Source organism: Streptomyces sp. Ac-502 (assembly GCF_045222935.1).
GTDB lineage: Bacteria > Actinomycetota > Actinomycetes > Streptomycetales > Streptomycetaceae > Streptomyces > Streptomyces monomycini.
This window is the reverse complement of the sequence record NZ_JBHFFO010000001.1, coordinates 8,091,364-8,113,277: the sequence shown is the minus strand read 5'-3', so window position 1 is coordinate 8,113,277 and position 21,914 is coordinate 8,091,364. Positions and strand designations below refer to the sequence as shown.

General features: G+C 73.1%; 12 protein-coding genes and 5 pseudogenes. 10 read left to right on the top strand and 7 right to left on the bottom strand.

The features are described from left to right. Positions 1-89: 89 nt before the first annotated feature. Entirely contained in the window at positions 90-836 is a 747-nt protein-coding gene (gene hemQ, locus ACEXOX_RS36815) for a hydrogen peroxide-dependent heme synthase (RefSeq protein WP_406525155.1), read from the bottom strand. A gap of 11 nt (positions 837-847) precedes the next feature. Further along, on the bottom strand, positions 848-2,314 hold the full coding sequence (hemG, locus tag ACEXOX_RS36810) for a protoporphyrinogen oxidase (RefSeq protein WP_406525154.1): 1,467 nt from the start codon (positions 2,312-2,314) through the stop codon (positions 848-850). A gap of 186 nt (positions 2,315-2,500) precedes the next feature. Here hemG and ACEXOX_RS36805 point away from each other — a divergent pair, with 186 nt between their 5' ends. The 4 genes and pseudogenes from ACEXOX_RS36805 (at position 2,501) to ACEXOX_RS36790 (ending at position 7,905) form a co-directional block, all read left to right on the top strand. Further along, complete coding sequence (locus ACEXOX_RS36805) at positions 2,501-3,493, top strand: DUF4349 domain-containing protein (protein WP_406525153.1); 993 nt, start codon at positions 2,501-2,503, stop codon at positions 3,491-3,493. Between the two features lie 86 nt (positions 3,494-3,579). Next, a pseudogene (locus ACEXOX_RS36800) lies at positions 3,580-4,805 on the top strand (thiolase family protein). 189 nt (positions 4,806-4,994) lie between these two features. Continuing rightward, positions 4,995-6,425, top strand: a complete 1,431-nt coding sequence (locus tag ACEXOX_RS36795; RefSeq protein ID WP_406525152.1) for an aldehyde dehydrogenase family protein — start codon at positions 4,995-4,997, stop codon at positions 6,423-6,425. Positions 6,426-6,523: 98 nt separating this feature from the next. Continuing rightward, positions 6,524-7,905 (top strand): annotated as a pseudogene (locus ACEXOX_RS36790) (FAD-dependent oxidoreductase). A 111-nt stretch (positions 7,906-8,016) separates the two neighbouring features. Here the strand turns inward: ACEXOX_RS36790 and hemE are convergent. Beyond that, positions 8,017-9,083: pseudogene (gene hemE, locus ACEXOX_RS36785) on the bottom strand (uroporphyrinogen decarboxylase). Positions 9,084-9,185: 102 nt separating this feature from the next. Here hemE and ACEXOX_RS36780 point away from each other — a divergent pair. From ACEXOX_RS36780 to ACEXOX_RS36770, 3 genes and pseudogenes are all read left to right on the top strand, one after another. Next, a pseudogene (locus ACEXOX_RS36780) lies at positions 9,186-9,841 on the top strand (DUF3000 domain-containing protein). Between the two features lie 407 nt (positions 9,842-10,248). Beyond that, positions 10,249-10,911, top strand: coding sequence for a response regulator transcription factor (locus ACEXOX_RS36775; protein WP_030020731.1), 663 nt, complete (start codon positions 10,249-10,251; stop codon positions 10,909-10,911). An 85-nt stretch (positions 10,912-10,996) separates the two neighbouring features. Continuing rightward, positions 10,997-12,270: pseudogene (locus ACEXOX_RS36770) on the top strand (HRDC domain-containing protein). A gap of 129 nt (positions 12,271-12,399) precedes the next feature. Here the strand turns inward: ACEXOX_RS36770 and ACEXOX_RS36765 are convergent. Continuing rightward, positions 12,400-13,071, bottom strand: coding sequence for a PepSY domain-containing protein (locus ACEXOX_RS36765; protein WP_406525151.1), 672 nt, complete (start codon positions 13,069-13,071; stop codon positions 12,400-12,402). Positions 13,072-13,365: 294 nt separating this feature from the next. Between ACEXOX_RS36765 and ACEXOX_RS36760 the strand changes: the two genes are divergently transcribed. Then, positions 13,366-14,586, top strand: a complete 1,221-nt coding sequence (locus tag ACEXOX_RS36760; RefSeq protein WP_030020734.1) for an acetyl-CoA C-acyltransferase — start codon at positions 13,366-13,368, stop codon at positions 14,584-14,586. After that, positions 14,583-16,709: a 3-hydroxyacyl-CoA dehydrogenase NAD-binding domain-containing protein gene (locus ACEXOX_RS36755; protein WP_406525150.1), complete on the top strand. Its 2,127-nt coding sequence runs from the start codon at positions 14,583-14,585 to the stop codon at positions 16,707-16,709. The genes ACEXOX_RS36760 and ACEXOX_RS36755 overlap by 4 nt, the downstream gene beginning before the upstream one ends. A 42-nt stretch (positions 16,710-16,751) precedes the next feature. Here ACEXOX_RS36755 and ACEXOX_RS36750 read toward each other — a convergent pair whose 3' ends face one another. Further along, the gene (locus ACEXOX_RS36750) at positions 16,752-17,276 is read right to left on the bottom strand and encodes an NUDIX domain-containing protein (protein WP_406525149.1); all 525 of its coding nucleotides are present in this window, start codon (positions 17,274-17,276) and stop codon (positions 16,752-16,754) included. A gap of 79 nt (positions 17,277-17,355) precedes the next feature. On the opposite strand from ACEXOX_RS36750, the gene ACEXOX_RS36745 reads away from it, so the two are divergent. Next, on the top strand, positions 17,356-17,754 hold the full coding sequence (locus ACEXOX_RS36745; RefSeq protein ID WP_406525148.1) for an NTP pyrophosphohydrolase: 399 nt from the start codon (positions 17,356-17,358) through the stop codon (positions 17,752-17,754). 41 nt (positions 17,755-17,795) lie between these two features. Here the strand turns inward: ACEXOX_RS36745 and ACEXOX_RS36740 are convergent, their stop codons facing one another. Together ACEXOX_RS36740 and dxs are read right to left on the bottom strand one after the other, a co-directional pair. Continuing rightward, complete coding sequence (locus tag ACEXOX_RS36740; RefSeq protein WP_406525147.1) at positions 17,796-19,358, bottom strand: amino acid permease; 1,563 nt, start codon at positions 19,356-19,358, stop codon at positions 17,796-17,798. 370 nt (positions 19,359-19,728) lie between these two features. Next, positions 19,729-21,699: a 1-deoxy-D-xylulose-5-phosphate synthase gene (gene dxs / locus ACEXOX_RS36735; protein ID WP_406525146.1), complete on the bottom strand. Its 1,971-nt coding sequence runs from the start codon at positions 21,697-21,699 to the stop codon at positions 19,729-19,731. Positions 21,700-21,914: the final 215 nt, after the last annotated feature.

Below are 21,914 nucleotides of genomic sequence, written 5' to 3'. Positions count from 1 at the left end.
TCGGCAAGCGACAGACCGCTCAGCAGACGACAGGCCACTCAGCGGACCACGGGCCGGGTGCGGCACCGCACCCGGCCCGTCGCGCCGTCTCAGGCCAGCCCGGCGACCAGCTCGGCGACCGGCTTGCGGCGCCCGGTGTAGAACGGCACCTCCTCGCGGACGTGCATCCGCGCCTCGGAGCCGCGCAGGTGCCGCATGAGGTCGACGATGCGGTACAGCTCGTCGGCCTCGAAGGCGAGGATCCACTCGTAGTCGCCCAGCGAGAAGGACGGCACGGTGTTGGCGCGCACGTCCGGGAAGCCGCGGGCCATCTTGCCGTGGTCGGCGAGCATCCGGCGGCGGTCCTCGTCGGGGAGGAGGTACCAGTCGTAGGAGCGCACGAACGGGTAGACGCTCACGTAGTCGCGGGCGACCTCGTCGGCCAGGAAGGCCGGGATGTGCGACTTGTTGAACTCGGCCGGGCGGTGCAGCGCCATGTTCGACCAGACCGGCTCCAGCGCGCGCCCCAGCCGGGTGCGGCGGAAGAGGTTGTACGCCTCCTGGAGCGCGTCGGAGTTCTCCGAGTGCCACCAGATCATCACGTCGGCGTCGGCCCGCAGACCGGAGACGTCGTAGGTGCCGCGCACGACGACGTCCTTGGCGGCGAGCTGCGCGAACAGCGTCTCGACCTCGTCGGCGTACCCGGTGCGGTCCTCGGGCAGCGCGTCGCGCAGCTTGAACACCGACCAGAGCGTGTAGCGGATGACCTCGTTCAGGTCCTTCGCCTTCTTGCCGGCGTTCGGGGTCTTCTCGGGAGCGGCCCCGGTGGGGGTGGCGGGGGCGGAAGCGTCAGTCATGGGTCCCATTCTCACTCGCCCGCCGTGGCGGCTTGCGGCAGGGTGTCCAAGATGTCGTCCGCGGCCGTGCGCGCGGAGGCGATGCAGGCCGGGATACCCACGCCGTCGTAGAGCGCGCCGCACACCCGCAGGCCGGGCAGCTTGCCGGTCTCGGCCCGGATCCGGGCGACGCGCTCCAGGTGGCCGACGGGGTACTGCGGCAGTCCGCCGTCCCAGCGCGTGACCCGCCGCGCGACGGGCCGGGCGGCCAGGCCGACGGCCTCGCCGAGGTCGCGCAGGGACAGTTCCACCAGGTCGGCGTCGTCCCGTGCCAGGTCGGTCTCGTCGCCGTACCGTCCGACGGAGGTGCGCAGCACGAACAGGTCCGGGTCGCCGTCGGCGATCCAGCCCCACTTGTTGCCGGCGAAGGTGGCGGCCTTGATCTTGCGGCCGTCGACCGGCGGCACGAGGAAGCCGCTGCCGGTCAGCGCCGCCTCGACGTCCGCGCGGCGGAAGGCCATGGTCACCAGGGCCATGGAGGCGTACTCGACGGCGGACAGCTCGGTGGCGGCGGCCGGCGCCTCGGCGGCCAGCAGCCGGGCGGCGGCGGGCGCCGGGGCCGCCAGGACCACGGCGTCCGCGTCCAGCGCCGCCGGCCCTTCGCCGCCGTCCAGGACGACGCGCCAGCCGTCGGCGGTGCGCCGCAGCTCCCCTACCGGGGTGTTCGTACGGATCTCGCCGCCGGCGGCCCGTACCGCGTCGGCGACGGCGCCCGGCAGCGTACCCACACCGCCGTGGATGCCCATGAAGACCGGCGCCGGCGCCTGGTCCGGCCCGGCGGCGCGCGCCGCCGTCCGCGCCTGGATGCCCCTTACGCCCTCGATCAGCGAGCGCTCGGCGCGCGCGGCCTCGAAGAGCTGGGGGACGGCGGCGCGCATCGAGATGCGGTACGCGTCGCCCGCGTACACGCCGCCGAGCAGCGGTTCGACGAGCCGGTCGACGACCTCGCGGCCCAGCCGGGCGGCGACGTACTCGCCGACCGCCACGTCCGCGCCGACCTCCGTGCGCTCCAGCGCCTCGTCCTCGGCGATCCGCGCCATGCCCTCGGAAGAGATCACTCCGGAGGCGGCCAGCAGGCCCAGGTCGCCCGGTACGCCCATCACGTGCCCCTTGGGCATCGGCCGCAGCGCGCCGCGCGTCCACAGGGCGGCGGTGGCGGTCGTGGGCGGCTGGAGCCGGTCGCCGAGACCCACGGCGCGTGCCAGGTCCACCGCCTCCGGGCGCCTGGCCAGCATCGACTCGGCGCCGAGGTCGACCGGCACCCCCGCGATCTCGCCGGCGCGCAGCTTGCCGCCGAGCCGGCCGGACGCTTCCAGCACGGTCACCCGGGCCCCGCCGTCCAGCAGTCGGTGGGCCGCTGCCAGCCCCGAGATGCCCCCACCGATGACGACGACATGACTTCCGGGCGCGCGGCCCGCACTGGTGTGCGCTGTGCTCATGTCCCCAACTCTCTCAGAGTCCGTCCGGAGTCCGGACCGTGACCGCATCGCGACGCACGGACGGCAACCAGCGGCTCCCCCGCCACGTCGAAGTGGCAACAGCGGCACACCACTTCGGGGGTACGGGACATGGGCTCAGCGGGCAGGTCGTACGGGGCGCGGCGGGCGGCCGCGACAGCGCTGCTCGTGGCATCCCTCGGGGTCGCCGGATGCGGGGCGGCCGGGCCGGGCGACACCGAGCAGGCGAGCGCGGAGCGGAGCGGCACGGGGGCCGCGCGGGGCGAGCAGGGCATGGTCGGGCCCAAGGCGCCGGGCGCCGGGGAGTCGGCCGACGGGGAGGCCGGTGCGGACAGGGGCAGCGACACGGGCAGCGGCACCGGGAAGCCCGCGCCGGTCGCGACGGCGCAGATCATCCGTACGGCGTCGCTGACCGTCGAGGCCGAGGACGTACCGGGAGCCTTGGCCAAGGCCCGTACGGCGGCCAAGGGCGTCGGCGGCTACGTCGGGGACGAGTCCACCGACCAGGACGGCGAAGGGCGGGAACGCTCCCGGGTGGAGCTGCGGGTACCGCCCGAGGCGTACGACGGGCTGCTGGACCGGCTCTCCCGGCTGGGCACGCTCAAGAAGCGCCAGGTCTCGGCGAAGGACGTCACCGATCAGGTGGTGGACACCAGCAGCCGCATCAAGACGCAGCAGGCCAGTGTGGCGCGGGTGCGGGCGCTGATGGACAAGGCCACCACGATCGGCGACATCGTCACGCTGGAGTCCGAACTCAGCCGCCGCCAGTCGGAACTGGAATCCCTCCAGGCCCGCCTGAAGTCGCTCCAGGAGCAGACCGGCATGGCGACGGTGACGCTGGTGCTGCACGAACCGGACGCGGCGGCGGACGACGAGGGGACCTCCTTCGGGGACGCGCTCAGCGGTGGCTGGGGCGCCTTCACCGAGGGGGTGCGGAGGCTGCTGGTCGCGGTCGGCGCGTCGCTGCCGTTCCTCGTGGCGGGGGCGCTGGTGTCCGTGCTGTGGCAGGTGCTGCGGGGGCGGATGGTGCGGGGGCGGCTGTCGCGGCGTACGCGGTCGTCGGGGACCGCAGCGGCACCCGCGCGGGAAGAGTCCGCGGAGACCGCACGGGAGAGTGACGCGGAGACCGCACGGGAGAGTGACGGACCGGGGGACCGTTGACAGCCGCGGGCGGCGGGCAAAGACTCGGGGCGACAGCGCCGATCTTCGGGCGGACAGCTTCGGGCGGACAGCGAGGACAGGGCCGGATGACCGAGCAGGGTGCACGGGACGCACGAGGCGCGTGGGGCGCCCGGGACGTCTACATCGTCGACGCCGTACGGACCCCGGTCGGCAAGTACGGCGGCGCCCTCGCGGGCACCCGCCCCGACGACCTCGCCGCCCACGTCGTCAAGGCCCTCGTGGAGCGCACCCCGGACCTCGACCCGGCCCGCATCGACGACGTCGTGTTCGGTGACGCCAACGGGGCGGGCGAGGACAACCGCAACGTGGCGCGGATGGCCGTACTGCTGGCCGGGCTGCCCACCTCCGTACCCGGAGTGACGGTCAACCGGCTGTGCGGCTCCGGCCTGGAGGCCGTCATCCAGGCCGCCCGCTCCATCGCCCTGGGCGACGCGCACATCGTGGTCGCGGGCGGCGTGGAGTCGATGAGCCGCGCGCCGTACGTCCTCCAGAAGCCCGAACGGGCCTTTCCCGCCGGGCACCAGGAAATGTTCTCCTCGACGCTGGGCTGGCGGATGGTCAATCCGCGGATGGCGCCCGAGTGGACGGTCTCGCTGGGCGAGGGCGCGGAGCTGATCGCCGACAAGTACGGCATCGGACGCGAGCAGCAGGACGCCTTCGCGCTCGACAGTCATCGCAAGGCAGCGCGCGCCTGGGAGGAGGGCGCCTACGACGCGGAAGTCGTACCGCTGCCGGAGGTGGACCTGACGCAGGACGAGTCGATCCGCGCCTCGACCTCCACGGAAGCGCTGGCCAAGCTCCGCCCGGCCTTCCGCAAGGAGGGCGGCACGGTCACGGCGGGCAACGCCTCCCGCTCAACGACGGCGCCGCGGCGCTCCTCCTCGTCGACGAAGAGGGGCTGCGGGCCACCGGGCGGGAACCGCTCGCCCGGATCGGCGCGAGCGCGGTGACCGGCATCGAGCCGCAGCTGTTCGGGCTGGGGCCGGTGGAGGCCGTACGGCGGGCCCTGGACAAGGCTGGGCGCGGCGTCGCCGACCTGGCCGCATTCGAGCTGAACGAGGCGTTCGCGGCCCAGGCGCTGGGCTGCCTCGCCCAGTGGCCCGAACTCGACCCGGAGGTGGTCAACCCGCGCGGCGGCGCCATCGCCATCGGGCACCCGCTGGGCGCGTCCGGCGCCCGGCTGGCCGGCGCGGTCGCCCACCAGCTCGCCGCGCGCGACTCCGGTACGGGCCTGGCGGCGCTGTGCATCGGCGTGGGGCAGGGCCTGGCGCTCGTACTGGAACGCGAGTAGGGGGACGCGCGCCGGCCCGGCCGTGCACGGTGGGACAGGGCGGCGCGGGCCGAACGCGGACAGCGCGCACCGGATGCGGACGGCGGGCCCGGACCGCCCCGCCCCGCCGTCCACGCTGATCACCGATGCGGGAGGATGAACCGAACTGGTTCATTCCTCAACCGTTCATCCGACCGGAGGCCGCGCGCGATGCCCCTGCTCGACCTGGACCACCTGCCCCTGCTGCACGGCGGCGAGACCACCGCGGCCGAACCGGCGACCGGCGAGGCCCTGGCCTCCTTCACCCTCGCCGCCCCCGCCGACGTGGAGGACGCCGCAGCCGAGGCCGCGGCCGCCCAGCGCGCCTGGGCCCGTACGCCGTACACGGAACGCGCCGCGGTGCTGCGCCGGGCCGGGGAGCTGATCACCCGGCACGCCGCGGAACTGTCCGAGTGGATCGTCCGGGAGGCCGGCAGCGTCCCCGGCAAGGCCGCGTTCGAGCTACGGACCGCCGCCGAGGAGTGCTACGAGGCCGCCGCGCTCGCCCACCACCCGCTGGGCCAGGTGCTGCCCTCCGCCGCGCCCCGCCACTCGTACACGACCCGGGTACCGGCCGGTGTCGTCGGCGTCATCGCGCCGTTCAACGTCCCGCTCGTGCTCGCGATGCGCTCCGTCGCCCCGGCCCTGGCCCTCGGCAACGCGGTCGTCCTCAAGCCCGATCCGCGCACCGCGGTGTGCGGCGGCCACGCCGTGGCGGCGGTCTTCGCGGCGGCCGGGCTGCCCGAAGGGCTGCTGCACGTGCTGCCGGGCGGCAGCGAGGCCGGGCAGGCCCTGGTCGGCGACCGGCACGTCCGGGTGATCTCCTTCACCGGCTCCACGAACGCGGGCCGCAGCGTCGGCGCGCTCGCCGCCCGGCACCTCAAGCGGGCCCACCTGGAGCTGGGCGGCAACAGCGCCTTCCTGGTCCTGGAGGACGCGGACCTGGACGCCGCGATGTCCGCCGCCGCCTGGGCCTCCTTCTTCCACCAGGGCCAGGTCTGCATGTCCTCGGGCCGCCACCTGGTGCACGCCTCCCTCTACGACGCGTACGTGGAACGGCTGGCGGCCACGGCGGACGCGCTCGTCGTCGGCGACCCGTACCGCGAGGAGGTCCAGCTCGGACCGGTCATCGACGGCGGGCAGCGGGACCGGGTGCACGGCCTGGTCCGGGCGAGCACGGCGGCGGGCGCCCGGCTCGCGGCCGGCGGCACCCACCGGGACCTGTTCTACCGGCCCACCGTCCTGGCCGACGTGGACGACCGGTCCCCCGCCTACGCGGAGGAGGTCTTCGGGCCGGTCGCGCCCGTACGCAAGTTCCACACCGTCGACGAGGCCGTGGCCCTGGCGAACGACACGCAGTACGGGCTGGCGCTCGGCATCGTCACCCGCGACACGGCGCGCGCCCTGGAGCTGGCCGACCGCATCCCGACCGGCCTGCTGCACATCAACGACCAGACGGTCAACGACGAGCCGATCGCGCCGATGGGCGGCTTCGCCGACTCCGGCACCGGCGCGCACTTCGGCGGTACGGCCAACCTCGACGCCTTCACCGAGACCCGGTGGACCACGGTCCGCGCCACCCCGGCCGGGTACCCGTTCTGACCCGTAACCTGCGCCATACGGACGGCCAGTCGTACGGACGGCCATCAGGGGCAACCGTTACGAACAGGTACCGGCACACGACGAAGGGAGCGTCCGCGATGGCGGAGCGACTGGTGGTCATCGGCGGCGACGCGACGGGCATGTCCGCCGCGTCCCAGGCCCGGCGGCTGAAGAAGCCGGACGAACTGGAGATCGTCGCGTTCGAACGGGGCCACTTCGCCTCGTACTCCGCCTGCGGCATCCCGTACTGGGTCGGCGGGACGGTCGACGGCCCGGACGACCTGATCGCCCGGACGCCGGAGAAGCACCGCGAGCGCGACATCGACCTGCGGATGCGGACCGAGGTCACCGAGCTGGACCTGGACCGCGGCCGGGTCCGCACCCGCGACCTGGACGGCAGCGGCACCGAGACCTGGACCGGCTACGACAAGCTGGTGATCGCCACCGGCGCGCGGCCGCTGCGCCCGCCCCTGCCGGGCATCGACGCGCCCGGCGTGCACGGTGTGCAGACCCTGGACGACGGGCAGGCGCTGCTGGACACCCTGAAGGCCACCGAGGGCACCAAGGCGGTCGTCGTCGGCGCCGGCTACATCGGCGTCGAGATGGCCGAGGCGCTGGTCACCCGCGGCTACGACGTCACCGTCCTGGACCGCGGCGCGCAGCCGATGTCCACCCTCGACCCCGACATGGGCGAACTGGTCCACGAGGCGATGTGCGGGATGGGCATCGAGACGGTGCGCGGCGCGACCGTCACCGGTGTCCGCACCGACGGCTCCGGGCGGGCCTGCGCGGTGACCACCGAGGACGACGGCGAGTTCCCGGCCGACGTGGTCGTACTGGGCCTGGGCGTACGGCCCGAGACCACCCTCGCCGAGCAGGCCGGGCTGCCGCTCGGCGACGCGGGCGGGCTGCTCACCGACCTGTCGATGCGGGTGCGCGGCCACGACGCCGTATGGGCCGGCGGGGACTGCGTGGAGGTGCTGGACCTGGTCCTGGGCCGCACCCGGCACATCGCGCTGGGCACCCACGCCAACAAGCACGGCCAGGTCATCGGCTCGAACGTGGCCGGTGACTACGCGACCTTCCCCGGCGTCGTCGGCACCGCCGTCTCCAAGGTCTGCGACCTGGAGATCGCCCGCACCGGGCTGCTGGAGGAGCAGGCGGACTCCGTCGGCCTGCAGTACGTGACCGTGACCGTCGACTCGACCAGCCGCGCCGGCTACTACCCGGGCGCCCGGCCGATGCGCGTGAAGATGATGGCCGAGCGGCGCACCGGCCGCCTCCTCGGGGTCCAGATCGTCGGCCGGGAGGGCGCGGGCAAGCGCGTGGACGTGGCGGCGGTGGCGCTCACGGCACGGCTGACGGTCGAGGAGATGACCGCGCTCGACCTCGGCTACGCGCCGCCGTTCTCCCCGTGTGGGACCCGGTCCTGGTCGCGGCCCGCAAGGCGGCCGCCGCGGTACGGGCGGCCGCCGACTGAGCGTACGGGCCCGGAACCGGCCAAGGGCTCGGGCCGGACCGGGCCGGGTTCGCGACGGGCCGGGCCGGATCCGCGACAGGCCGCCGGGCTTCCGGCGGCCCGCCCGTCAGGTCAGCGCGCCGTCTGATCGTGGACGTACTCGACGAGGCGGGTCAGCGCGGCCGGGTCCGTGTTCGGCAGCACGCCGTGGCCCAGGTTGAAGATGTGGCCCTCCAGGCCGGCGGCTGCGTCCAGCACCTCGCGGGCCTTGGTCTCCACCGCCTCGCGCGGCGCGAACAGCACGGCCGGGTCGATGTTGCCCTGGAGCGCCTTGCCGGGGCCGACGCGGCGGGCCGCCTCGTCCAGCGGCACCCGCCAGTCGACGCCCACCACGTCCGCGCCCGCCTCGCCCAGCAGGCCCAGCAGCTCACCGGTGCCGACGCCGAAGTGGATGCGCGGGACGCCGTACCCGGACACCGCCTCGAAGACCTTCGCGGAGGCGGGCATGACGGAGCGGCGGTAGTCGGCCGGGGCCAGCGCGCCCACCCAGGAGTCGAAGAGCTGCACGGCGCTCGCGCCCGCCTCGATCTGCACCTTCAGGAAGGCGGAGGTGATGCCCGCCAGGCGGTCGAGCAGGTCGGCCCACAGCTGCGGGTCGCCGTACATCATCGCCTTGGTGTGCTCGTGGTTGCGCGACGGGCCGCCCTCGACGAGGTAGCTGGCGAGGGTGAAGGGCGCGCCGGCGAACCCGATGAGGGGGTGGCGCCCAGCTCGCCCACCAGCATCCGCACCGCCTCCGCGACGTAGGTGACGTCGCCGGGCTCCAGCGGGCGCAGCCGCTCCAGGTCGGCGCGCGTACGGATCGGCTGCTCGACGACCGGGCCGACGCCCGGCTTGATGTCCAGATCGACGCCGATGGCCTTCAGGGGCACGACGATGTCGCTGAAGTAGATCGCCGCGTCGACGCCGTGCCGGCGGACCGGCTGGAGGGTGATCTCGGTGACCAGCTCCGGCATCATGCAGGATTCCAGCATGGCCGTGCCCTCGCGGGCCTTGCGGTACTCGGGCAGCGACCGCCCGGCCTGGCGCATGAACCACACCGGCGTGTGCGGCACCGGCTCCCGCCGGCAGGCCTTGAGGAAGGCCGAGTCGTACGTACCGGTCTGCTGCTGGCCCGTCGGGCGGTCGTTGGCGCTCACGCACCAAATCTTCGCACGCGTGCGAGGGCGCCTCCGAATGGGCGACGCGCGCACCGGGTGTCCTCCCTCACCGAGCGGCTCCTTCCGCCTAATCTTCCGGGCATGGCTGCGGCTCACGAACACCTCACGGACAGCGCGGACAATGTCCCGATCCCCTTCCGTCAGGCGATCGAGGCGCTCCGCGCGGCACGGCTGCGTCCCGAGATCGAGATCGAGCCGACGCCCGCGCCCAAGCGCCTCGCGCCCTACGCGTACGCGCTGGAGGCAGCGGTCGTCGAGCCGGGCACCGGCCCCGAAGGGAGGACACCGACCTCGCCGACGGCAGACTGGTGCTGCTGCACGACCCGGCCGGGCACGACGCCTGGCAGGGCACCTTCCGCGTGGTGACGCTGGCGCGCGCCGAGCTGGAGCCGGAGATGGGCTCCGACCCGCTGCTGCCGGAGGTGTCCTGGTCCTGGCTGACCGGGGCGCTGGACGCGCGCGGCGTGCGGTACGGGGAGCCCAGCGGCACGGTCACCCGCGCCAGTTCGCACTACTTCGGCGGGCTCGCGGAGCGGGCCCCGGCGACCCAGATCGAGATGCGCGCCTCGTGGACCCCGGAGGAGGGGCAGGGCGGGGTGCCGGATCTCGCGGCCCACCTCTGCGCCTGGTGCGACCTGCTGTGCCAGGTGGCGGGGCTGCCGCCGGTGGCTCCCGAGCCGTCGCCGCGCGGCGGGGTCGTACCGCTGCCGCAGCGCCGGGGGCCGCAAGCGCGCTGAGGCGCCGGCGCGTCCGGCGTGGGGCTGCGCCCGGCGCGGGGATACGCCCGGCGCGTGGGCACCCCCTCTCGCGCATTGCCCGGCGTGTAGATGCGCTGGGGAGCGCGCGTAGCCGTCCGCACTCCGCGTCGCCCGGTCCGACCGGGCGGCAGGTCCCGACTCCGACCGGGCGGCAGGTCCCGGCCTGCTCCGCGACGCTCGAACGCCTTCACGGCAACCTTCCGCCGCAGGGTCACTCCAAAGTCGATCAAGCGACCGATTTGACCGAAATGAACCAACTAAGTTGAGATCAAACTCTAAAGTCGGGCCGGTTTGGTGCCGAAGAGGTCAGTGACCCTTCAAAGACGGAGCATTCCGACTCGCCCCCACATGTCGGCATCCGTCCCGCCACTCCCCCAGGAGGCCCGGTGTCAGTTCTCCTCGAGCAACCTTCGAGCCTGGTCGCCTACCGCCCGAACAAGCCGACGGCCATGGTCGTCGTGGCCGACCCTCGCGTCCGCTCCACCGTCACCCGCCACCTGTGGGCCCTCGGAGTACGTGACGTGATCGAGGCGTCGTCCATCGCGGAGGCCCGTCCCCGCGTCGGCAGCCCGCGCGACATCTGCGTTGCCGACGTCCACCTGCCCGACGGCTCCGGCCTGACCCTGCTGTCCGAGACCCGGGCCGCGGGGTGGCCCAACGGCCTCGCCCTGTCCGCCGCCGACGACATCGGTGCCGTACGCAACGCCCTGGCCGGCGGCGTCAAGGGATACGTCGTCACCGGCACCCGCACCAACCTCGGCCTCCCCGGCCGCCCCGGCGCCGCACCCATCGGCGCCAACGCCGCCCGGATGCACCGCCGTCCCCCGGGCACCCCCGGCCACCCGGGCGGCTACCGCGAACTGTCCGGCCGTGAGGTCGAGGTGCTGCGGCTGGTCGCGGAGGGCCAGTCCAACAAGGCCATCGGTGTCTCGATGGGCCTGTCGGCGCTGACCGTCAAGAGCCACCTCGCCCGCATCGCCCGCAAGCTGGGCACCGGCGACCGGGCCGGCATGGTCGCCGTCGCCCTGCGCACCGGCATCATCCACTGACCACCGACCTGGCGAATCCGCCGTCACGCCCGTCGAGGGAACGTTCCCTCGGCGGGCGCCGTGCATACACAGATACCCTTGACTGGTGACCGACGCCCAAAAGACCGCAGAAGACTCGACACTGCGAACAACCGGAGACTCCCCTCCGGACACCCGCCCGGCGCCGGTCCCCCTACTGGAACCGCGCGAGGGCACCCCGCCGTGACGGCGGCGGCAGAGGAACTTGCCGAAGTCGTGTCGGCCTTCGCGGCCGGCACGGGTCCGGTGGCGGTGGACGCCGAGCGGGCCTCCGGCTACCGCTACGGCCAGCGCGCCTATCTCGTACAGCTGCGCCGTGAAGGCGCGGGCAGCGTACTGATCGACCCGGTCGGCTGCCCCGACCTCTCGGCGCTGGGCGAGGCCGTCGCCGACGCCGAGTGGGTGCTGCACGCCGCCACCCAGGACCTGCCGTGCCTGCGCGACATAGGCATGATCCCCTCCCGGCTCTTCGACACCGAGCTGGCCGGGCGCCTCGCGGGCTTCGCCAGGGTCGGCCTCGGCGCGATGGTGGAGAACGTCCTGGGCTACGCCCTGGAGAAGGGCCACTCCGCGGTGGACTGGTCCACCCGTCCGCTCCCGGAGCCCTGGCTGCGCTACGCCGCACTCGACGTCGAACTGCTGGTGGACCTCCGCGACGCCCTGGAGGAGGAGCTGGACCGGCAGGGCAAGCTGGAGTGGGCGCACCAGGAGTTCGCGGCCATCGCCGCCGCTCCCCCGGCGCCGCCCCGCAAGGACCCCTGGCGCCGTACGTCCGGCATGCACAAGGTGCGCCGCCGTCGGCAGATGGCCGTCGTACGGGAATTGTGGACCGCCCGGGACCAGGTCGCCCAGCGCCGCGACGTCTCGCCGGGCAAGGTGCTCGGCGACGCCGCGATCATCGAGGCCGCGCTGAACCTGCCGCCCAACGCGCACGCGCTCGCCGCGCTCAACGGCTTCGGCCACCGGATGGGCCGCCGCCAGCTGGAACAGTGGCAGGCCGCCGTGGACCGCGCCCGCGCCCTGCCGGACAGCGAGCTGCCGCAGCCCGGCCAGCCGCTGAACGGGCCCCCGCCGCCCCGCTCGTGGGCCGACAAGGACCCGGCCGCCGCGGCCCGGCTCGCCGCCGCCCGCGCCGCGGTGACCGCGCTGGCCGAGGAGCTGAACCTCCCGCAGGAGAACCTGATCACCCCCGACACGGTGCGGCGACTGTGCTGGGAGCCGCCCGCCGACCCGGCCGAGGAGACGGTGGCCGCCGTACTGGCCGGCCACGGCGCCCGTCCCTGGCAGATCGAGCAGGTCGCCCCACTCCTCACCGAGGCCCTGCACACCACCGGAGCCTGATCCTCCGGGGGCGGACCGGGAACCCCGGCCCGCCCCCGCCGGCTCAGTACCGGTCGACGTACCCGCACTGCAAGCCCCTGCCGGCTCGGTCCCGGCCGCCCCATCCCCACTGGCTCGGTCCCGGCCGGCTCAGTCCCGGTCGACGTGCTCGCGCAGGATCTTCCGGTCCTTCGCGTCCACGTCGAACGTGGTCTTGTTCCAGTCGTCCGTGGTCACCACGTCCACCGACCAGATCTCCTTCTTCTGGTCGTTGGTGTCCAGCTCCACGGCCGTGACCGTGCCGCTCTTCTTCCCGGTCGCCGTGTCCGCCGCCTGCCGCGCCGTGACAGTGGCCCGCGCGAGCCGGTCCGCCAGCTCCTTCTTGTCGTCGCCGTCCTCGTTCTTGGTCTGCGGCTTGTCCGCCTCACCGGTCACGGCGTCGACCCGTACGGTGCTCTCCGTACCGTCCGAGGCCGCCACCTTCGCGTGCCACTCGGGCTTGCCGCCGGCTCCCCGCTTCAGCTCCACCGACACCGGCTTCGAGCCCGCCACCGCCTCCGTCGCGGCCTTCAGCGCCTTGTCGTACGAGACCTTGGCCTCGGGGACGAGCGCCTTACGGGAACGCTGGTCCTCGGTCATCTGTCCCGAAGCCCCGGAGGACTCCCCGGCCGACGGTGACGCCGACGGCGCCGAGGCCGAGGCCGAGGCCGAAGGTGAGCTCTCCTTTCCGCCTCCCCCGCCGTCGTCCCCGCACCCGGCCAGCAGGGCTCCCGCCGCCGCGACGGCACACACGGCTCCGGCGCCTCGAACACGCTTGGTCATCCCATCGCTCCCATCCGTATCCCTACGGGCACGATAAGTCCGTGATGTCTCTCATGCCCCCCGGCACCGCGCACCCGGCCCGCCTCGCCACCCCGAGTGCCCGGCCATCGCGCACCCACGCACCGGGGGCGCACCGCCCGCACCCGGCCCCCGTCGGCGAAGTCGACATTGTGACCTTCGCCGCTTACCCCGGAGGGGCTGGGCAGCCCGGTTACCCGCAAGTAGCATGAGGGACGTGACGCGCCTCCGGGCGCGCCCGCAGCAGTGCCATCCCGCACCTGGAGGAGAGCCAACGTGCCTCGTACCGCTAGGGACGTCGTCTTCGTCGACGGCGTCCGCACCCCGTTCGGCAAGGCGGGCCCGAAGGGCATCTACCACGAGACCCGCGCCGACGACCTGGTCGTCAAGTGCATCCGGGAGCTGCTGCGCCGCAACCCGGATCTCGACCCGGCCCGGATCGACGAGGTCGCCCTCGCCGCCACGACCCAGATCGGCGACCAGGGCCTGACCCTGGGCCGTACCGCCGGCATCCTCGCCGGCCTGCCGCAGTCCGTCCCCGGCTTCTCCGTGGACCGGATGTGCGCCGGTGCCATGACCGCCGTGACCAGCATCGCGGGCGGCGTCTCCTTCGGTGCGTACGACATCGCCGTGGCCGGCGGCGTCGAGCACATGGGCCGCCACCCCATGGGCGAGGGCGTCGACCCCAACCCGCGCTTCGTCAGCGAGAAGCTGGTCGACCAGTCGGCCCTCTTCATGGGCATGACGGCGGAGAACCTCCACGACCGCCTGCCGCACCTCACCAAGCAGCGCGCCGACGAGTACGCCGTGCGCAGCCAGGAGAAGGCCGCCAAGGCGTACGCCGACGGCAAGATCCAGGCCGACCTGGTGCCGATCTCGGTACGCCGCACCAACGCGGAGGCCGGCGAGACCGGCTGGGGCCTGGTCACCGCCGACGAGCCGATGCGCCCGGGCACCACCCTCGAAAACCTCGCGGGCCTCAAGACGCCGTTCCGCCCGCACGGCCGGGTCACCGCGGGCAACGCGGCCGGTCTGAACGACGGCGCCACCGCCTCGCTGATCGCCGCCGAGGACGTGGCCCGCGAGCTGGGCCTGCCGGTCAAGATGCGCCTGGTGGACTACGCCTTCGCGGGCGTGGAGCCGGAGGTCATGGGCATCGGCCCGGTCCCGGCGACCGAGAAGGCCCTCGCCAAGGCGGGCCTGAGCATCGACGACATCGGCCTCTTCGAGATCAACGAGGCGTTCGCCGTCCAGGTGCTGTCGCTGCTGGACCACTACGGCATCGCGGACGACGACCCGCGCGTCAACCAGTACGGCGGCGCGATCGCCTACGGTCACCCGCTCGCCTCCTCCGGTGTGCGCCTGATGACGCAGCTCGCGCGGCAGTTCGAGGAGCAGCCGCAGGTCCGTTACGGCATCACGACCATGTGCGTCGGCTTCGGCATGGGCGGCACGGTCATCTGGGAGAACCCGCACTTCGAAGGGGCTGGCAAGTGAGCACCACGACAGAACTGCTGAAGGGCGCGGCCGAGCTGTTCCCGGACGAGGTCGTCACGCAGGCGCACGTACGGCACCTGGAGCTGCCGGGCGCCGGCACCTTCGCGCTGATCACGCTGGACAACGGCCTGGACCACACCAAGCCGACCACCTTCGGCCCGCAGTCGCTGGCGAACCTGGACGCGGCGCTCGACCAGGTCGAGGCGGAGGCCAAGGACGGCAAGATCGTCGGCGTCGGCATCACCGGCAAGCCGTTCATCTTCGCTGTCGGCGCCGACCTCAAGGGCGTCGAGCTGCTCAAGCGGCACGAGGACGCGCTGGCCATCGGCAAGGGCGGCCACGACGTCTTCAAGCGCCTGTCCGGCCTGGCCGTGCCGACCTTCGCGTACTACAACGGTGCCGCGATGGGCGGCGGCGTCGAGGTCGGTCTGCACTGCACGTACCGCACCGTCTCCAAGGCGCTGCCCGCGTTCTCGCTGCCCGAGGTCTTCCTCGGCCTGGTGCCCGGCTGGGGCGGCTGCGTCCTGCTGCCGAACCTCATCGGCGCCGACCGCGCGGTCTCGGTGATCATCGAGAACTCGCTCAACCAGAACAAGCAGCTCAAGGGGCAGCAGGTCTACGACCTGGGCATCGCCGACGCGATCTTCGAGGGCGCCGACTTCCTGGAGCAGTCGCTGCTGTGGACCGCCTCGGTCCTCAAGGGCGACACCGAGGTCGTACGGGCCGACGTCGACCGCGGCGAGGCCTGGGACCAGGCCGTGCAGCGCGGCAAGGGCATCGCGGACAGCAAGGTGCACGGCGCCGCCCCGGCCGCGTACCGCGCGCTGGACATCATCGCGGCCGCGAAGAACGGCGACCTGCGCCAGGGCTTCGACGCGGAAGACCAGGCCCTCGCTGACCTGATCATGGGCGGCGAGCTGCGCAGCGGCATCTACTCGTTCAACCTGGTGCAGAAGCGCGCCAAGCGTCCCGCCGGTGCGCCGGACAAGGCGCTCGCGCGTCCGGTGACCAAGGTGGGCGTGGTCGGCGCGGGCCTGATGGCCTCGCAGCTGGCGCTGCTGTTCGCGCGCCGTCTGGAGGTGCCGGTGGTCCTCACCGACATCGACCAGGCGCGGATCGACAAGGGCGTGGAGTACGTCCACGGCGAGATCGACAAGCTGCTCCTGAAGGGCCGCGTCAACCAGGACCAGGCCAACCGCCTCAAGGGCCTGGTCAGCGGCCACCTCGACAAGGCCGCCGCGTTCGGTGACGCGGACTTCGTCATCGAGGCCGTCTTCGAGGAGATGGGCGTCAAGCAGCAGGTGTTCGCCGAGGTCGAGGCGGTCGTGCCGGAGCACGCCGTGCTCGCCACCAACACCTCGTCCCTCTCGGTCACCGAGATGGCGTCCAAGCTCAAGCACCCCGAGCGGGTGGTGGGCTTCCACTTCTTCAACCCGGTCGCGATCCTGCCGCTGCTGGAGATCGTGCGCGCCGAGCAGACCGACGACGCGTCGCTGGCCACCGCGTTCTCCGTCGCCAAGTCGCTGAAGAAGACGGCCGTGCTGGTCAAGGACGCCCCGGCGTTCGTGGTCAACCGCATCCTGACCCGCTTCATGGGCGAGATCCAGAACGTCATCGACGAGGGCACCCCGGTCGAGACCGCCGAGAAGGCCATCGAGCCCCTCGGTCTGCCGATGTCGCCGCTGGTGCTGCTGGAGCTGGTCGGCCCGGCGATCGGCCTGCACGTCTCCGAGACGCTGCACGGCGCGTTCCCGGAGCGCTTCACCGTCTCGCCGAACCTGGCCGCCGTGGTCAAGGCTGGCAAGCGCGGCTTCTACGTCTACGACTCCGGCAAGCCGGAGCTGGACCCGGAGGTCGCCGCCCTCCTCAAGCAGGGCGACTCCGTCCTGACCGAGGAGCAGGTCCGTGACCGCGTCCTGGACGCCGTCGCGCAGGAGATCGGCCTGATGCTGGACGAGGGCGTCGTCGCCGAGGCGCAGGACATCGACCTGTGCCTGATCACCGGCGCCGGCTGGCCCTTCCACCTGGGCGGCATCACGCCGTACCTGGACCGTGCGGGCGTCTCCGAGCGCGTCAACGGCAAGAAGTTCCTGGCCCCGGGCGTGGCGAGCGTGCCCGCGTAGGACCGGACAACCGTTTCACCGGCTGCCCTGGCACCGCTGTTCTCAGTGGTGCCAGGGCAGTTGTACGGGTACGGACGGCGTCCGGCCGTCCAGCAGGCCGGCGAGCAGCGGCGGCAGCCCGTACGGGAAGACGGTCTCGCCCGTCGTCGCCAGGTCGTTTACGGGCCACCACCGGTGGCCCGTGACGGAGGCGTTCTCGTGTTCCTTGAAGCCGCTGGTGTCGACCGTGTACGGAGCGACGCGGTGCAGGAAGAAGACGTCCTCGAACATGCCGCTCGCCCAGGGCAGTTCCGCGTACCCGGAGGTACGGGCGACCAGCGGCCCCAGCTCCTCGGGCGCCGCCCGCAGGCCCGTCTCCTCCGCCAGTTCCCGTGCCGCCGCCTCGCGCAGCGACTCCCCGTCGTCCACGCTGCCGCCGGGGGTGAACCAGCAGTGTCCGGCGTCCGGGCGGGCGGGGTCCAGGTAGCCGCGGAAGAGCAGCAGACTGGCGTCCGTGCCGAGGAGCAGGACGCGGGCGGAACGGCGTACGGGGGCGGCGGCCTGGGGCGGCGACGTGGTGTCGGGCATCCGGGCATCGTAGGCCGCGGTCACGTCACGCGGCAGAGGTTTTCCCATGCTCCCGCGCCCCCCGTGCCACGCTGGAACCATGAGCACTCTGGTGGTCGTGGACGCGGCGAACGTGATCGGCTCGGTGCCCGACGGCTGGTGGCGGGACCGGCGCGCGGCGGCCGAACGGCTGCGGGACGCGCTGGCGGAGCAGGCGGCCGACGGGCGCGGGCTGCCCGGGCTCGTGCCCGGCGGGCCGCCCGTCGAGCTGGTCCTCGTCGTCGAGGGCGCGGCCCGGGGTGTGGCGTCCGTGCCCGGCGTGGAGGTCGTCGCGGCGCCGGGCAGCGGGGACGACCGCATCGTGGAGCTGGTGCGGGACGCGGTCCGGGGCCCGGACCGCGTGGTCGTCACCGCCGACCGCGGGCTGCGGGCGCGCGTGACGGCGCTCGGGGCCCAGGTGGCCGGGCCGCGGACCGTCCGGCGCGGGCGCGGCGGCTGACACCGGCGCCCGTTCCGCCCCGGGCTCATCTGCCCCCGGCCTCACCCGCGTCCCGTGCCCCCGTTCGTCCGGCTGTTCATCCGGCTGTGGCCGCGCCCGTACGCGAAGTACACGACGAAGCCGAGCAGCATCCACACCGCGAACCGCAGCCACGTCTCGGCGGGCAGGTTGAGCATCAGCCACAGTGAGGCCAGGACCGACAGGGCCGGGACGAACGGCACCAGCGGGGTGCGGAAGGAGCGGGGCAGGTCGGGGCGGGAGCGGCGCAGGATGACGACGCCGAGCGCGACCACGACGAAGGCGAACAGGGTGCCGATGTTGACCAGTTCGGCGAGTTCGTCGATCGAGGTGAACCCGGCGACGACGGCGACCACGACGCCCAGTGCGACGGTCGAGCGGTACGGGGTGCCGAAGCGCGGGTGGACCTGCGAGAACAGTTTCGGGAGCAGGCCGTCGCGGCTCATCGCGAAGAAGACCCGGCTCTGGCCGAGCAGCAGGATCATGCAGACCGAGGTCAGCCCGACGGCGGCGCCGAAGCTGATCAGCCCGGCCCAGAACGGGTGCCCGACGGCCTTGAACGCGTCGGCGAGCGGGGCGTCCGTGGACAGTTCGCTGTACTTCTGCATGCCGGTGACGACGATCGACACGGCGACGTACAGCACCGTGCAGATGGCGAGCGAGCCGAGGATGCCGCGCGGTACGTCGCGCTGCGGGAGGCGGGTCTCCTCGGCGGCGGTGGCGACGATGTCGAAGCCGATGAAGGCGAAGAAGACGACCGCGGCGGCCGCGAAGACGCCCATCACACCGAAGTCGGCCGGGGTGAAGCCGAAGACCAGCTGGGACAGCGGCGCCGCGAGGCCGTCGCCGCCCTCGGTGGCCCGGCTCGGCGGGATGAACGGCTCGTAGTTGGCACCGGTGACGAAGAAGGCGCCCGCGATGATGACGAGCAGCACGACGGTGACCTTGATACCGACGATCACCGAGGTCACCCGGGACGACAGCTTCATGCCGACCACGAGGACCGCCGTCAGGACGAGCACCAGGACGCACGCGAGCAGGTCGAACCCGAAGGTGCCCTCGTGCGTGCCGGACAGCCCCTGCGGCAGGTGGGCCCCGGCGGTGTCCAGCAGCGAGCGGACGTACCCGGACCAGCCGACGGCGACCACCGCGCAGCCCAGCGCCAGCTCCAGCACCAGGTCCCAGCCGATGATCCAGGCGGGCAGCTCGCCGAGGGAGGCGTAGGAGAAGGTGTACGCGGAGCCGGCGACCGGCACGGTCGAGGCGAACTCCGCGTAGCAGAGCGCGGCCAGGGCGCAGACCAGGCCGGCGACGGCGAAGGAGAGGGCGACGGCCGGGCCCGCGGTCTCCTTGGCGATCTTGCCGGTGAGGACGAAGATGCCGGTGCCGATGACCACGCCGACGCCGAAGACCGTCAGGTCGAGGGCGGAGAGGGACTTCCTGAGCGCGTGCTCCGGCTCCTCGGTGTCCCGGATCGACTCCTCGACCGTCTTGGTCCGGAGCAGGCCGCCGCGGCGCCCCCGAGCGGGGTTCGTGCCGCCGCCGCGCTCCCGTCCGCTTCCCGTGCCCCGATGTGTGCTGCTCATGGGCCAACCCTCCGCCTGGACGACCGTCGCGACTCGTGAACTGACCGAGTCTGCGCAATGGTCGGGACGAGTACGGTGCGGCGGGCCTGCACACGGCGGGGATTCACCCGATGGTACGGACGGGTGGATATGCCGACGGGCCGGTGGTTGCACCCGTTCGGGTGGCCCACCAGCCCATCGTATGACCGTTCAGCGATGTTTGTGCAGAGTTGTGCGCCGGTTCGTACCGCCTTGGGCGGCGCGTGTGCGTCCGGTGCACGGCCGGTACGAGCGGTCACCCGTTCGTGCAGGCGTGCCACGGGACGCGCGCATCTCCCCCACAGGAGGAACCGGCCGCGCCGGTTCCTCCTGCCGTCGCCGTCCGCCGCCGTCAGTCGCGGGCGGCCTCGGCCCGCTCGGCGCCGTCCGCCGCGGTCACGGACTCCGCCGCGTCCACGGACCGGTCCGTGCCCTCGTACCGGCCGTCGATCTTGGAGACGAGGCCGGTCACCTGCCGGGCGATGTCCGGCGCGGTGAGTCCGATCTCGGCCAGGATCTCCTTGCGCGAGGCATGGTCGAGGAAGCGCTCCGGGATGCCGAAGTCCCGCAGCGGCACGTCCACGCCCGCGTCCCGCAGCGCCTGCGCGACCGCGGAGCCGACACCGCCCGAGCGGCTGTTGTCCTCGACCGTGACCACGACGCGGTGCGCGTCGGCCAGGCCCGGCAGCGCCGCGTCGACCGGCTTGACCCAGCGCGGGTCCACCACCGTCGTCGAGATGCCCTGCTTGTCGAGCAGGTCGGCGATCTCCAGGCACATCGGCGCCAGCGCGCCCACCGAGACCAGCAGCACGTCGGGCCGCTCGACCCCCGTACCGGGCTCGCGCAGCACGTCCATGCCGCCCACCCGGGCCACGGCCTCCACGGCCGGGCCGACCGCGCCCTTGGAGTAGCGCACGACCGTCGGCGCGTCGTCGACGTCCACGGCCTCGCGCAGCTGGGCGCGCACCTGGTCGGCGTCGCGCGGGGCCGCGATCCGCAGGCCGGGCACGACCTGGAGGATCGACATGTCCCACATGCCGTTGTGCGACGCGCCGTCGGTGCCGGTGACACCGGCCCGGTCCAGGACGAAGGTGACGCCGCACTTGTGCAGCGCCACGTCCATCAGGACCTGGTCGAAGGCGCGGTTGAGGAACGTGGCGTAGACCGCGAAGACCGGGTGCAGGCCGCCGGTGGCCAGGCCGGCGGCGGAGACGGCGCCGTGCTGCTCGGCGATGCCGACGTCGTAGACCCGGTCCGGGAACGCCTTGGCGAACTTGTCCAGGCCGACCGGCTGCAGCATGGCGGCCGTGATGGCGACGATGTCGGCGCGCTCGCGGCCGAGCTCGACCATCTCCTCGGCGAAGACCGAGGTCCAGTCGGCGCCGGAGGAGGCGATCGGCAGCCCCGTGTCGGGGTGGATCTTGCCGACGGCGTGGAAGCGGTCCGCCTCGTCCTGGAGGGCGGGCTGGTAGCCGCGGCCCTTCTCGGTGAGGCAGTGCACGATGACCGGGCCGCCGAAGCGCTTGGCGCGCTGCAGCGCCGACTCCAGGGCCTCGATGTCGTGGCCGTCGATCGGCCCGAGGTACTTCAACCCCAGGTCCTCGAACATGCCCTGCGGCGCGATGAAGTCCTTCAGGCCCTTCTTGGCGCCGTGCAGCGTCTCGTACAGCGGCCGGCCGACGACCGGGGTGCGCTCCAGCAGGTCCTTGCCGCGGGCGAGGAAGCGCTCGTAGCCGTCGGTGGTGCGCAGGGTGGCGAGGTGGTTGGCGAGGCCGCCGATGGTCGGCGCGTAGGAACGCTCGTTGTCGTTGACGACGATGACCAGGGGGCGGTCCTTGGCGGTCGCGATGTTGTTCAGCGCCTCCCAGGCCATGCCGCCGGTCAGCGCGCCGTCCCCGATGACCGCGACGACATGATCGTTTTTGCGCAGCACCTCGTTGGCCTTGGCCAGGCCGTCGGCCCAGCCCAGCACGGTGGAGGCGTGGCTGTTCTCGATGACGTCGTGCTCGGACTCGGCCTGCGAGGGGTAGCCGGACAGGCCGCCCTTCATCTTCAGCTTCGAGAAGTCCTGCCGGCCGGTGAGCAGCTTGTGGACGTAGGACTGGTGTCCGGTGTCCCAGAGCACCTTGTCCTTCGGGGACTCGAAGACCCGGTGCAGGGCGATGGTCAGCTCGACCACGCCGAGGTTGGGTCCGAGGTGCCCGCCGGTCTTGGAGACGGCGTCGACGAGGAAGGTACGGATCTCCCCCGCCAGCTGCTCCAGCTGCTCCGGTCCGAGTCGGTCCAGATCGCGCGGTCCCTTGATACGGGTCAGCAGCGCCACCCGTGCCTCCTTGCTGTCGAGCTGGTTCGAGCGATTCGTGCTGCTTCGTGCAGATTCGCCTGGTTGTAGCTGGCTCTGGCTGGTCGAGCTTGCCGATCTGCCGAGTCTAATGTTCCGCTTGCGACGGCGGAGAACGGGCCGTGCGATGTATGTCACGCGGATGGCCGTTTTGCGGCTCTGCTCCCCCGGCGGCCGCGACCTTCGACCGAAAACCT